At 52.9% G+C, this 13,477-nt stretch carries 13 protein-coding genes; 7 read left to right on the top strand and 6 right to left on the bottom strand.

The features are described 5' to 3' along the window. Positions 1-9: 9 nt before the first annotated feature. From srlB to gutQ, 5 genes are all read left to right on the top strand, one after another. On the top strand, positions 10-372 hold the full coding sequence (gene srlB / locus ENTCL_RS05100; protein ID WP_013365047.1) for a PTS glucitol/sorbitol transporter subunit IIA: 363 nt from the start codon (positions 10-12) through the stop codon (positions 370-372). Positions 373-389: 17 nt separating this feature from the next. Further along, positions 390-1,169 carry a sorbitol-6-phosphate dehydrogenase gene (gene srlD / locus ENTCL_RS05095; protein WP_013365046.1) on the top strand — a complete coding sequence of 260 codons (780 nt, stop codon included), beginning with the start codon at positions 390-392 and terminating at the stop codon, positions 1,167-1,169. Positions 1,170-1,211: 42 nt separating this feature from the next. Beyond that, positions 1,212-1,571, top strand: a complete 360-nt coding sequence (gene gutM, locus ENTCL_RS05090; protein ID WP_013365045.1) for a transcriptional regulator GutM — start codon at positions 1,212-1,214, stop codon at positions 1,569-1,571. Positions 1,572-1,639: 68 nt separating this feature from the next. Beyond that, positions 1,640-2,413, top strand: a complete 774-nt coding sequence (gene srlR / locus ENTCL_RS05085) for a glucitol operon DNA-binding transcriptional repressor SrlR (RefSeq protein WP_013365044.1) — start codon at positions 1,640-1,642, stop codon at positions 2,411-2,413. Further along, positions 2,406-3,371, top strand: a complete 966-nt coding sequence (gene gutQ, locus ENTCL_RS05080) for an arabinose-5-phosphate isomerase GutQ (protein ID WP_013365043.1) — start codon at positions 2,406-2,408, stop codon at positions 3,369-3,371. Before srlR ends, gutQ begins: the two co-directional genes overlap by 8 nt. Here gutQ and norR read toward each other — a convergent pair. Then, positions 3,364-4,875, bottom strand: a complete 1,512-nt coding sequence (norR, locus tag ENTCL_RS05075; protein ID WP_013365042.1) for a nitric oxide reductase transcriptional regulator NorR — start codon at positions 4,873-4,875, stop codon at positions 3,364-3,366. The two genes, gutQ and norR, sit on opposite strands and share 8 nt — an antisense overlap. A gap of 188 nt (positions 4,876-5,063) precedes the next feature. Between norR and norV the strand changes: the two genes are divergently transcribed. Further along, complete coding sequence (gene norV, locus ENTCL_RS05070) at positions 5,064-6,512, top strand: anaerobic nitric oxide reductase flavorubredoxin (RefSeq protein WP_013365041.1); 1,449 nt, start codon at positions 5,064-5,066, stop codon at positions 6,510-6,512. After that, on the top strand, positions 6,509-7,642 hold the full coding sequence (gene norW, locus ENTCL_RS05065; protein ID WP_013365040.1) for an NADH:flavorubredoxin reductase NorW: 1,134 nt from the start codon (positions 6,509-6,511) through the stop codon (positions 7,640-7,642). The genes norV and norW overlap by 4 nt, the downstream gene beginning before the upstream one ends. 46 nt (positions 7,643-7,688) lie before the next feature. On the opposite strand, the gene ENTCL_RS05060 is transcribed toward norW, so the two are convergent. The 5 genes from ENTCL_RS05060 to ENTCL_RS05040 all read right to left on the bottom strand — a co-directional run bounded on the left by ENTCL_RS05060 (position 7,689) and on the right by ENTCL_RS05040 (position 13,405). After that, on the bottom strand, positions 7,689-8,735 hold the full coding sequence (locus ENTCL_RS05060; RefSeq protein WP_013365039.1) for an EAL domain-containing protein: 1,047 nt from the start codon (positions 8,733-8,735) through the stop codon (positions 7,689-7,691). Positions 8,736-9,137: 402 nt separating this feature from the next. Continuing rightward, the gene (locus tag ENTCL_RS05055; protein ID WP_013365038.1) at positions 9,138-9,959 is read right to left on the bottom strand and encodes a prepilin peptidase; all 822 of its coding nucleotides are present in this window, start codon (positions 9,957-9,959) and stop codon (positions 9,138-9,140) included. Between the two features lie 5 nt (positions 9,960-9,964). Continuing rightward, positions 9,965-11,047: a hypothetical protein gene (locus tag ENTCL_RS05050; RefSeq protein WP_013365037.1), complete on the bottom strand. Its 1,083-nt coding sequence runs from the start codon at positions 11,045-11,047 to the stop codon at positions 9,965-9,967. Between the two features lie 14 nt (positions 11,048-11,061). Continuing rightward, positions 11,062-12,087 carry a type II secretion system F family protein gene (locus ENTCL_RS05045; protein ID WP_013365036.1) on the bottom strand — a complete coding sequence of 342 codons (1,026 nt, stop codon included), beginning with the start codon at positions 12,085-12,087 and terminating at the stop codon, positions 11,062-11,064. Further along, on the bottom strand, positions 12,074-13,405 hold the full coding sequence (locus tag ENTCL_RS05040) for an ATPase, T2SS/T4P/T4SS family (protein ID WP_157865576.1): 1,332 nt from the start codon (positions 13,403-13,405) through the stop codon (positions 12,074-12,076). Before ENTCL_RS05040 ends, ENTCL_RS05045 begins: the two co-directional genes overlap by 14 nt. Positions 13,406-13,477: the final 72 nt, after the last annotated feature.

Raw genomic sequence — 13,477 nt, 5'->3', positions numbered from 1 at the left:
GGTTTCGCCATGACCGTGATTTATCAGACCACCATTACCCATATCGGCGCCAGCGCGCGCCTGGCGCTGGATGAACAGATGCTTATCACTTTTCGCGAAGGGGCCCCGGCCGATATCGAAGAGTTCTGCTTTATCCACTGCCATGGGGATCTCGCCGGTTCTCTGCGCGCTGCCAGCGCGCTGAAGCTCGGCGGACAGTGTTATCCGGTCACCGCCGTCGGCGATGTGGCGGAACAAAATTTACGCGAGCTGGGGCATATCACGGTGCGTTTTGACGGCCAGAGCACCCCAGAGTTTCCGGGTACCGTTCACGTCCGCGGGCCGGTACCGGAAGATATCGCGCCAGGTTGTGAACTGAAGTTTGTTGCTTAAGCCGTAAGGAGAAATGTATGAGTCAGGTTGCCGTTGTCATTGGCGGAGGACAAACCCTGGGGGCGTTCCTTTGCCGTGGGCTTGCCGCCGAAGGGTACCGCGTTGCGGTGGTGGATATACAAAGCGATAAAGCCACCCACATCGCCCAGGAGATTAACGCCGAATTTGGCGAAGGGTCAGCCTGGGGGTTTGGATCGGACGCCACCAGCGAGGCCAGCGTCGAGGCGCTGGCGCGCGGCGTCGATGAGATTTTCGGCCGCGTGGACCTGCTGATTTACAGCGCGGGCATCGCCAAAGCCGCGTTTATCAGCGATTTTACCCTCGGGGATTTCGACCGTTCGCTGCAGGTGAACCTGGTCGGCTATTTCCTCTGCGCCCGGGAGTTTTCGCGGCTGATGATTCGCGATGGCATTAAAGGCCGCATTATTCAGATCAACTCGAAATCCGGCAAGGTAGGCAGTAAGCACAACTCCGGTTACAGCGCGGCCAAATTCGGCGGCGTGGGTCTGACCCAGTCTCTGGCGCTGGATCTCGCCGAATATGGCATTACCGTTCACGCGCTGATGCTCGGCAACCTGCTGAAGTCGCCGATGTTCCAGTCTCTCCTGCCGCAATACGCCGCCAAGCTCGGTCTGCGCGCGGATGAGGTTGAGCAATACTATGTCGACAAAGTGCCGCTGAAACGCGGCTGCGACTACCAGGACGTGCTGGACGTGCTGCTGTTTTACGCAAGCCCGAAGGCCTCCTACTGCACCGGACAATCGATCAACATCACCGGCGGACAGGTCATGTTCTGATGACACCGGCCCCGCAAGGGGCCGTTATTACGGAGAGAAAAGATGGTATCAAGCCTTATCACCATTGCGGTTATCGCCTGGCTTGCCCAGCTGGCGCTCGGTGGCTGGCAGATACGCCAGTTTAATCGCGCATTCGATAAACTCTGCCAGCAGGGGCGCGTCGGCGTTGGCCGCTCCGGCGGGCGCTTCAAGCCGCGCGTGGTGGTGGCGATCGCGCTGGATAACGAGAATAACGTCGTCGATACGCTGCTGATGCGGGGACTAACGGTCTTTGCCAGGCCGCAAAAAATAGCGGCCTTACAGGGGAAGTCTTTGCAGGATTTGCAACCTGATGTGATCTTTCCCCATGATCCTCTCAGTCAGAATGCACTATCATTGGCGCTTAAACTGAAACATGGGTAATTTCGTTTTGAACGTAAATATCTTGCGAAATTATCATTTCGAAATCTGACCGCAGGATACCGACGCCTATGAAACCTCGCCAGCGCCAGGCAGCCATCATCGAATATTTACAAACACAGGGGAAGTGTTCGGTCGAAGAGCTGGCGCACCACTTTGCCACCACCGGCACCACTATCCGTAAAGACTTAGTCGCCCTGGAAAACGCCGGGACGGTCATTCGCACCTACGGCGGCGTCGTGCTGAACAAAGATGAAGCCGATCCGCCCATCGATCATAAGACGCTGATCAACACGCACAGAAAAGCGCTGATCGCCCAGGCCGCCGTACAGTTTATTCATGACGGCGACTCCATCATCCTCGACGCCGGCAGCACGGTGCTGCAGATGGTGCCGCTGTTAAGCCGCTTCAACAACATCACGGTAATGACCAACAGCCTGCATATCGTCAATGCGCTGTCCGAATTTGATAACGAGCAGACCATCCTGATGCCGGGCGGCACCTTCCGCAAAAAATCCGCCTCTTTTCACGGGCAGCTTGCCGAAAACGCGTTTGAACATTTCAGCTTCGACCGCCTGTTTATGGGCACCGACGGCATTGACCTGAACGCGGGCGTGACCACCTTCAACGAGGTGTATACCGTCAGCAAAGCCATGTGCAACGCGGCGCGGGAGGTCATTCTGATGGCTGACTCCTCCAAGTTCGGCCGCAAAAGCCCCAACGTCGTCTGCGGGCTGGAAAGCGTCGACAAGCTCATCACCGACGCCGATATCGACCCGGCGTTTCGCCAGGCGCTGGAAGACAAGGGAATTGACGTCATTATTACCGGAGAATCTCATGAGTGATTTTTTACTGAACGCTGGCCGCCAGACGCTGCTGCTTGAGCTTCAGGAGGCAAGCAGGCTGCCGGATCGTCTGGACGAAAGCTTTGTGCGCGCCGCGCAAACCATCATCAGCTGCAAAGGCAAACTGGTCGTCTCCGGTATCGGCAAATCCGGGCATATCGGCAAAAAGCTCGCCGCCACCTTCGCCAGCACCGGCACCCCGGCGTTTTTCGTTCACCCGGCGGAAGCGCTGCACGGCGACCTCGGCATGCTCGAAAGCCAGGACGTGATGCTGTTTATCTCCTATTCCGGCAGCGCCAAAGAGCTGGAGCTGATTATTCCGCGGCTGGAGGAAAAGTCGATTGCGCTGCTGGCGATGACCGGGAAATCGCAGTCTCCGCTGGCACTGGCCGCCGCCGCCGTGCTGGATATTTCGGTCGCGCGCGAAGCCTGTCCGATGCGCCTGGCCCCCACCTCCAGCACCGTCAATACCCTGATGCTGGGCGACGCGCTGGCAATGGCGGTGATGCAGGCCCGCGGCTTCAGCGAAGAGGATTTCGCCCGCTCGCATCCGGCAGGCGCCCTCGGCGCGCGTCTGCTGAACAAGGTGCATCACCTGATGCGTAAAGACGATGAGGTGCCAAAGGTGACCGTCGACGCCAACGTGATGGACGCGATGCTGGAGCTCAGCAGAACCGGGTTAGGGCTGGTTGCGGTCTGCGACAGCGCCGGTCAGGTCAGCGGCGTCTTCACCGATGGCGATCTGCGCCGCTGGCTGGTGCGCGGCGGCACGCTCAACGACGCTGTCAGCGAGGCGATGACCACGGGCGGCGTCACGCTGCAGTCGCAGGAGCGGGCCATCGACGCCAAAGAGATCCTGATGCGCCATAAGATCAGCGCCGCGCCGGTGGTCGATGAGAACGGCTATCTCACCGGCGCCATCAACCTGCAAAACTTCTATCACGCCGGGATTATTTAAGCCCCAGACGTTTTGCCAGCCGGTGCAGGTTGGCAACGTCCATCTCCAGCGCGCGGGCGGCGGCGGCCCAGGTATTCTGGTTCGCCGTCAGCGCGCGGGTAATGGCCTCCCGCTGAAACGCATCGGTCGCATCGCGCAGGTTCATCCCCTCCATCGCCGGTACGGACGGCGCGGCCCCGGTGGCAGCCTCCTGTCCGGCGCCAAAATGTGACGGCTCCAGCAGCACCTCATCGCCGGTGCCTGCCGCCCGCGCCAGCACCACCGCGCGGTGAATCGCATGCTCCAGCTCGCGCACGTTGCCCGGCCAGCCATAGCCGGTAAGCCGCGCGCGCGCCGCGGGCGTCAGCACCACCCGCGACAGCCCCAGCCGCAGCCGGCACTGCTCGCAGAAATACCCCGCCAGCAGCACCACGTCGTCCTCACGCTCGCGCAGAGGCGGCACCAGCAGCGGAAAAACGCTGAGCCGATGATAGAGGTCGGCGCGAAAACGCCCCGCCAGCACCTCTTCACGCAGGTCGCGGTTGGTCGCCGCCAGCACGCGCACGTCCACCCGCAGGCTGCGATCATCCCCTACGCGCTGGATGTCGCCGTACTGCAGCACCCGCAGCAGCTTGGCCTGCAGCGCCAGCGACAGCTCGCCGATTTCATCAAGAAACAGCGTCCCGTTGTCCGCCGTCTCGAACTTCCCGCTGCGGTTGCTGATAGCGCCGGTAAACGCGCCCTTCACATGGCCGAACAGCTCGCTTTCCGCCACGCTTTCCGGCAGCGCGGCGCAGTTGAGATAAACCAGCGGGCTGGCGGCGCGGGCCGATCCTTCGTGTATCGCTTTCGCCACCAGCTCTTTGCCGGTTCCCGTTTCGCCGGTAATCAGCACGTTAAGATCTGAGGCTGCGACAATGCCTATCTCTTTAATCAGCTGCTGCATCGGCGCGGAAAGGCCAATCATCTCCGTGTGCGTCGGCGCGCTGTCGGTCGCCTCGCCGCCGGACAGCGCATTCTGGCTTTCGAGGCGCGCGATAAGCAGCGCATTATTCAGCGCCCCGGACACCAGCGCGGCGACCAGCCGCAGCTCTTCGTCGCTGAAGCTGTCAAACTGCTCGGCATCCATGCCGTCGAGGGTCAGCGCGCCGATAAGCCGCTGTCCGGCGAACAGCGGCAGCCCGACGCAGGCATGAACCTTCAGGCTTTCCTGCCCGGGGATCATCCCGTCATACGGGTCGGGCAGGTCGCTGTCGGCCGGGAAGCGCACAACGTCGCCCGCGCGGGCGATCGCCTCCAGCCGCGGGTGCCCGTCGAGGGTAAAGCGTCGGCCCAACACGTCCTGCGCCAGGCCGTCGATCGCCAGCGGAATAAACTGGTGCGCTTCATAGCGCAGCAGCGCGGAGGCATCGCAGCCAAGCAGCTGGCGCAGCGTGGCGATCAGGCGGGCAAAGCGGTCGGCGTGGCCGATATCACTTTGCAATTCAATGGCTATCTTCGCCAGCTCTTGTACGGAAAAACTCATTGCTGCCTCATTGTCATTTTGACCGTGACCATTGTCACATTGACAGCGGCAATCATAGTCATTATGACAACAACCCGTAAAGCAAAAAATATCAATACCTTTAAAAATCAATCAAATAAAAAAATGGCACGCTATTTGATTATAGCCAGACATCTTTTTGGAAAAACGCATTACTGATTGAGGTTGTTATGGCTATTCAGGTTAAAAATAATATTCATTGGGTTGGACAGCGCGACTGGGAAGTCCGTGATTTTCACGGGACAGAGTACAAAACCCTGCGAGGCAGCAGCTATAACAGCTATTTGATCCGCGAAGAGAAAAACGTGCTGATCGACACCGTGGATCACAAGTTCAGCCGCGAGTTCGTGCAGAACCTGCGCATGGAAATCGACCTCGCAGATATCGATGCCATCGTCATCAACCACGCCGAAGAAGATCACGCCGGGGCGCTGACGGAGCTGATGTCCTGCATTCCGGATACGCCGATTTACTGTACCGCCAACGCCATCGACTCTATCAACGGTCATCACCACCATCCGGAGTGGAACTTCAACGTGGTGAAAACCGGCGATAGCCTGGATATCGGCAACGGCAAACAGCTTATCTTCGTGGAAACCCCGATGCTGCACTGGCCGGACAGCATGATGACCTACATGACCGGCGACGCGGTACTGTTCAGCAACGACGCCTTCGGCCAGCACTACTGCGACGAGCGCCTGTTTAACGATGAAGTGGACCAGGCTGAGCTGTTTGAACAGTGCCAGCGCTACTACGCCAACATCCTGACGCCGTTCAGCCGCCTGGTGACGCCGAAAATCACCGAGATCCTCGGCTTTAACCTGCCGGTCGATATGATTGCCACCTCGCACGGCGTGGTCTGGCGCGATAACCCAACCCAGATAGTCGAGCTGTACCTGAAGTGGGCGGCGGACTATCAGGAAGACCGGATCACCCTGTTCTACGACACCATGTCCAACAACACCCGCATGATGGCCGACGCGATAGCCCAGGGCATCAACGAAGTGGACCCGAACGTAGCGGTGAAAATCTTCAACGTGGCGCGCAGCGATAAAAACGACATTCTGACCAACGTGTTCCGCTCCAAAGGCGTGCTGGTGGGGACCTCCACCATGAACAACGTCATGATGCCGAAAATCGCCGGGCTGGTGGAGGAGATGACGGGCCTGCGCTTTCGCAACAAGCGCGCCAGCGCCTTCGGCTCCCACGGCTGGAGCGGCGGCGCGGTAGACCGGTTATCCACCCGCCTGCAGGACGCCGGTTTTGAGATGTCGCTGAGCCTGAAGGCCAAATGGCACCCGGATATCGACGCGCTGGAGCTGTGCCGCGAGCACGGTCGCGAAATCGCCCGCCAGTGGGCGCTCGCCCCGCTGCCGACGGCGGGTAAAACCGCCAGCGCCGCCGGGCAGGCCTGCGCCTGTGCCGCCGCCGCAGCGGCTGACCTTGGCCCCAGCATGCAGTGCAGCGTCTGTCAGTGGATCTACGATCCGGCAACGGGCGAACCGAACCAGGACGTCCAGCCGGGCACGCCGTGGCGCGAAGTACCGGACAGCTTCCTGTGCCCGGAATGCTCGCTGGGGAAAGAGGTCTTTGACGTACTGGCGACGGAGGCAAAATGAACCACGGCATCGTTATCATCGGTTCGGGCTTCGCCGCCCGCCAGGTGGTTAAAAATATCCGCAAGCAGAACGCCGATGTACCGCTTACGCTTATCGCCGCCGACAGCATCGACGAGTACAACAAACCGGATATCAGCCACGTCATCAGCCGCGGCCAGCGCGCCGACGACCTGACCCTACAGCCCGCAGGGGCGTTCGCAGAGCAGTACGCCGTGCGCCTGTTTCCCCACGCCACGGTAACGGATATCGACGCCAGCGCCCGCGTGGTGAAAAGCCGTGACGCGCAGTGGTCTTACGATAAGCTGGTGCTGGCGACCGGCGCGACGCCGTTCGTTCCGCCGGTGCCGGGGCATGAACTGATGCTGACCCTCAACAGCCAGCGCGAGTACGGCGCCGCGCAGCAGCGTCTGTTTGATGCTAAGCGGGTGCTTATTGTCGGCGGCGGGCTCATCGGTACCGAGCTGGCGATGGATTTTTGCCGCGCCGGCAAGCAGGTGACGCTGGTGGATAGTGCCGCCAGCATTCTGGCCTCGCTGATGCCGCCAGAGGTCAGCAGCCGTCTGCAGCATCGTCTCATCGACATGGGCGTCCATCTGCTGCTGAAAAGCCAGCTTGCCCTGCTTGAGGAAACGGCAAACGGCATTCGCGCCACGCTGGACGACGGGCGCAGCGTCAATGTGGATGCGGTAGTGGCCGCCGCCGGGCTGCGCCCGGATACCGCCCTCGCCCGCCGCGCCGGGCTGCGGGTTCAGCGCGGAGTGGAGGTTAACGGCGCGCTACAGACCAGCGACCCGCATATTTACGCGCTCGGCGACTGCGCGGAAATCAATGGCCGGGTTCTGCCCTTCCTGCAGCCGATTTTGCTCAGCGCCCTGTGCCTTGCCAAAAATCTGCTCGGCCAGCCCGGCGCCCTCACGCTGCCGCCGATGCTGGTGAAGGTCAAAACGCCGGATATGCCCCTGCATCTGGCGGGCGAGAGCCACCGCCGCGACCTGTGCTGGCATCTCGTCAACCGGCACAGCGGCATGGTGGCGAAAGGTCTTGATGAAGAGGGCAAGCTGCGCGCGTTTGTCGTCAGTGAAGACAACATGAAAGAAGCTTTCGCGCTGCTGAAAAGCCTGTCGGCCTGAGCGTCGTTTTAGCCCCAGTTGCTGGGGCTTTTACCAGAACGAATACTCACGCAACTTCCGTATTATCTGCCAGGCAATACAGATAATGAATAAATTCGACGTCATTTTTGACACCTATTTTTTTATAGGCGCTCAGCTTTTGGACGGACATTGTTTTAACGCTGCGGACGCTATTTTTTGAACTTAAGGCTAGCTTTTTCCCTAGGGCAATTAACGTAATAACCTCCGTTTCACGCGGAGAAAGGCGATGAAGACGAGCACAGCGATGCAGGAGTTCAGGCGTCATATGTCTGGTTATCGTATTCACCGTTGCATCTTCGGAAGTCATAGCGCTGCCCGTCTGCCGTAAATAGGTAATAAATTCATCACCATCAATAGGTGGGCTATAGCAAAAACCCTGAACAAGAGTGACACCTTTCGCAGATAATGCAGAGATCTGGGATTGACACTCAACCCCTTCAGCAATAATGCCTAGCTGCAGAATATCCGCCAGATGGACAATATTATCGATAATGCAGTCCGCCGTTTTCTCTCGGGTCATTGCCGCAATAAACTCGCGAGGGATCTTGAGATAATCCCCGCCAACCTGATGTAACAATGCCAGACCCGAATAGCCGGTACCAAAATCATCCAAAGCAAGCCTTACTCCCTTACGTCTCAGGAGGGAGACGGAGGAAAGGAGCTGCTGGTGAAACTCCTCAAATGAGGCATGTTCAAGAATTTCAAGAATAACGGTAACCCGCCCCCCCAGGGCAGCGATAAGGGCCTCACAGGAAGCGTGCAACCATGATTGCTCAAGCATGTCGGTTGTGACGTTAAACGTCAGCATAAACCCCGCAGGTAGCGCCTGTCCGGCAAACCGGTGGCATGATTCGGTCATTAGCGCTCGGGTTAATACCGCCAGGTCCTGCTGATCGCGCATATGTGGTAAAAACTCAGACGGAGGTAAAACACCCAATAAAGGATGAGACAGTCTGGCTAATACCTCGGCACCAACGCATTCATTACCCACCGTATCATGTACAGGCTGAAAGAAGGGAATAAACCAGTTATTATGCAAAGCGTCTCGGACATCCGGCATCGTCAAGGACATAACTCCCCCGATTTTATTTCACGGTACAACACAGGAAACTGCCGTAAAAACAATACGCCAAGAACATTAAACAAGATAAACAAATACAATAAAACCACCTTCAGAACACGCATAAAAATAGCGACGCTAAAACCGCATATGAAATAAAAACAATCGCGACAAACCAATCTGTCTCACCACCTGATAAAATAGTACATATTTTTTTATCCCGCGCAAACAAGACGTGCCAGATGAAAAGACCAGAAACCAAATAAAATACAGATAAAAAATTAAATGAAATTAAAACAAAACAACATAAAAAACCAAACACGAATAGATTAGCGATCGATTATCTCAAAAAAGCACCCACCACCGACAGACCAGATAAATATAAATAACGCATGCACAAATATCAAAAATATATTAACTAGAGAGTGTGCGAATGAGCATAATGAGATAAAGAGAAAAACCGCCTGTCGCAATTGCTGGCCCAAAAGGGATCACCTGATAAATGTGTCCGTCAGTGTCGATATCGCTGACTCTTCTCTTCTTAAGTAGCATAAACATAAGCATCCCCAAAACTGAAGATAACACCAGTAAGGCAGGCATCTGCTGCCAGCCTAACCATCCCCCTAGCGCACCGTACAATTTTATATCTCCCGCTCCCATCCCCTCTTTTTTTCGCACAACGCTAAAAATCAACACAACAGCCGAGAGAAACAACCAGGTTATCACCGCACCAAGCACTGCATCCCTGAGGCTGACTGGCGTTAATCCACCAACAGCAAATACCAGCCCCCCCCACAGCAAGGTGAATACCAGACTGTCAGGCAGCAACAGGTGATCAACATCTATCGCAACCAGACATAACAGCACGGCAAATAAAAAAAGGACCGGTAGCGTAGACAGCAGGTTTTGTCCACAAAACGCAACCATCCAGACGCCAATGAGAGAGAAAACTACACCAGTAGTAACCTCCATTAGCGGGTAGCGTGATGAGATCGCGCTACCGCAAAAGCGGCATCTCCCCTTTAAAAGCACCCAGCTGATAACCGGGATATTGTCGCGCTTCTGAATTGCAGACTTACAGGAACAGCAATGCGAAGGTGGCCATGCAATATTAAACACCTCGCTTCCGGGGGCCAGCAACGCAACAGGAATACGGTAGATAACAACATTTAAAAAACTACCGATACATAAACCTGTTACTAAAAAAAAGAGGAGGATGCCGCTTTCAATTAACATATCTATTACTCAAGACCACATGCTTTGAGGTTTTCTGGCGTCATACTAAAATCACTACGGCTATAATCAGCAATAAAGGTACCATGATCTCGGGTATGCGGTTTGCCGGATCCAGCAACGCCAATAATGGTAGACTCCATAATCTTCATATCTATGCTATCAATTTTCATTGCGTTTTTAAATGAGCCTCGGTCCTCCATTGAATACGATGCTCTTTTAGGAATTGGTTGATAACGTAACTTCTCAGTATCAGCCCCTCCGAATAAGATAAAGTTTCTAGCAGCGGCACCAGAGTACCGAGGGTACAACAACCCTCTGAATTGATAATAATCAATCTTGCTGTCTTTGACATTACTCCGGCTTAGTTTTTGATAAAGGAAAAGGGCTTGTGATTCATCATCCTGTTCGATTGGAACCTCAATCGCATTATATTTAAGCCATACTACCTTTTCTGAGTACGATTTATTCATCCTCCCTACCAGATCAACCATTTTCTTATAATCATGTCTGGCATTCCAGTTCGGCCTGTTATTTTGAAAATAAAATACATCTACTGATTTAAAATCCCGCCCAGGCAAATAAATATCTTTAGTTTGTCCTTTATTCCAAGAGTCGATCACCGCCTTATAAACATGTTTTCCCAGCTCAGGTACATGTTTCCATTCATATTGTCCATTGGTATGCAATACACCTGTAGGATCGGCGTAAGAAAAGACGCCATCTCGGTTAGCAAAACGGTTAGTTGGTGTTTTAAATAGCTCGACATAAACATGGATTTCATGTGCATCTGGACCTCTGCTTCCCCAGGCAGGAACCCATGGTTCAATAGATTCAGACATTCCACGCCATGGATCCATCCAAAGATCCAGCCCCCCAGAAAGGGTATGGGTCGGTTTAATAGCTTCCGTAAATGTTAATCGTAATGGAGTTTCAAGCGTGGGGCATCCCCGAATCTCATCAACGCTGGAAGGCTTCGGAGTGTTCACCGTAAAAGCCCCTCCTTCTGAGCCTCCAGAAGGAGCTGCTCCACCTGGAAACGATGCAAACATCGCTGTCATCAATAACGCATACTGCATTCTCATTTTCATATTAACCTCTTTTGTTAACCAGTCATTTTTGATAGTTCATCAGAAAGCGCAAATAGCGCAATAAACACCCAAACTACACACCCACCCAGAATCATCGTCGAAAAGGACTTCAACATACCCGCCAGCGCATTGATATTTTGATCGATTTTCTCTTTTGCTTTATCAGCGACAGTGACCAGCACCTGGTCAAACGAGGGTAAACTGGCATATAAGCTAATATTCAGTAATTCATCGCCGCCCAACAAACCCGTTTTGAACGCATCGCCATAGTTGAGCCCTCTGGCCATATTGTCTCGCATTTTCTGTATATGCGATTTAACCCAGCGGTTGGCATTTCTCTCAATAATAATGAGGCAATTTGCAATTGGAATTCTGTTTTTAATCATTAGAGACAAGTCGTTAATAAAAACGGTAGCAACCAGTTTCTTGTAAATAGAAAAAGGAATAACTCTATCAATAACTTTATTCCTGAACTCCCCATGAATATTGAACATAACAAAACGAATGATGACTATCGCAGCCACAATGACAATTAAAAAAGTCACCCATAATCCATTATATAAAGCAGTACCAAAATGATAGAGGTTTTGCGTCACGCCAGGCCAGCGACTTACCGCAACGACTTTCTCAAACGCCGGAAAAACTTTTATGGCATAACCAGCGATGACCACTAATGCCAGGACCATCATAATGGCAGGGAAAGTCACTGACTTAATCAGCTGGCTCTTTAATTTTTGCTGATAGTTGATAGTCATAACCATGCTGGCAAAACCTTGAGCGAGGCTACCGCTATTCTCAGCAGCCGTAATGGCGCTCAACTCCTCCATTGGTATTAGCGTTTCAAATGAAGATGATACCGACGGACTTTTTTTCATTCGAGTCATCAATGTATCAAGCTTCTTTGAAAATCCCTTTCCCAGCAGGGCCTCTCCTTCAGAGCGTAGCTTTTCAATAGAATCGTAAATTGGTAAGCCAGATTCCAGCATATCTGCGCAAAACTGATAAAGATAAACTCGTTGCTTTTTATTAAATTTTTTCAAGTAATACCTCCATATCAGCATCCTGGATTTGACCGAACTCCATCATAAACCAGTGATAACACGCTCGTTTTCGCAGGACATGCATAAATACTTTTTCTTTAATATCAAAACCTTCAGAGATCCCTGGAGATGTAAGACGTTTTTCTCGCCAGATAGAATAAACATTCAGCCACTGCCGATTTGCCAATGCGTCCAGTTCTCGATGTGTTGGTATTAAATACTCCATGACCAGCTGACGGGATTTCACCCCGGTAAAATTACAATTCCCGCATCCATCATCATTTGCTTTATACAACTCAAATTCTTTACCAAGAATATTTACATCATGCTTTATTTTACAATTTGGACAGAGCACTGGAATAAGTTTTTGACACTGTAAACCAGCAATAAAACCAGGGGTAGACAGTTTATCACTGCTAATTCCCAACGCTGAGAGTCGCTGCAGCAATGTCACGATGTTCCCCGCATGGACGGTTGTGAAACAATAGTGACCGCTCTCAACAGCGCCAGCTAATGCATTGGAAGATACAGGGTCGCGAATCTCTCCTACCATTAAAACATCAGGATCGCGCCGTAACGATGACTTTATCGCCGTGTGAAACCCACCGCTTTCACCGTCTAAAACAGAACTCTGTTTGGCTCCATATATCTGATACTCAACGGGATCCTCTACTGTGAGAAAACAGCCTTTGTCGCCATACCGGTTGACCTGCATCCATTCCATCATATTCTTCAACGTTGTTGACTTACCAGAACCTGTGGTTCCAGCAATAAAATAGACGCCGTATGGATTACTAAGGATTTTCTTTACATCATTAATTTCATCCTCTGAGACACCTATCTTCCCTAAATCAGGATTTACTACTGTCGATAATCCAGAAGGAATAATACGTAACACACAGTGGTAACACCCTTCTACTTCACCAAAAATTGGATAGTGTTCATAGCGAAAGCGATAACTACGCTCATTCAATGTATATAGTATGTTTGCACTTTGTGCAATTGCTCTATTCCATGTTGTATCACGCGTTGATGCCTGAACATTATAAAGCACAAAAATTAATTCATCGCATTTTGTAGATAGCATCTGATTATCAAGCATAAGTACGCCATTAATTCTAAGCTCTACTTTTGCCATCACATCGCTACGGGTAATATGTAAATCACTAGCTCCGCGCTTTACCGCATGCAACAACATTGCTTCCAATTCTTGTTGGATAGTACTGGAGTTAAGATCGCGTCGTTTAGTGTTTTCTAATGAGATATTCTCAATAAGTTCAAAATATAAAACAGAGTCAACAATAGCGACACCGCGCACATGCTGTTTATGAACGAAAGAAATATAATTCAAGTCAGATTGAATTTTCCCAGGAACGATTTCATCGGTATT

The organism is [Enterobacter] lignolyticus SCF1 (assembly GCF_000164865.1).
In the GTDB taxonomy this organism is placed as follows: domain Bacteria; phylum Pseudomonadota; class Gammaproteobacteria; order Enterobacterales; family Enterobacteriaceae; genus Enterobacter_B; species Enterobacter_B lignolyticus.
Note: the sequence above shows the minus strand (reverse complement) of the source record. Positions and strands in the feature narration are given on the sequence as shown.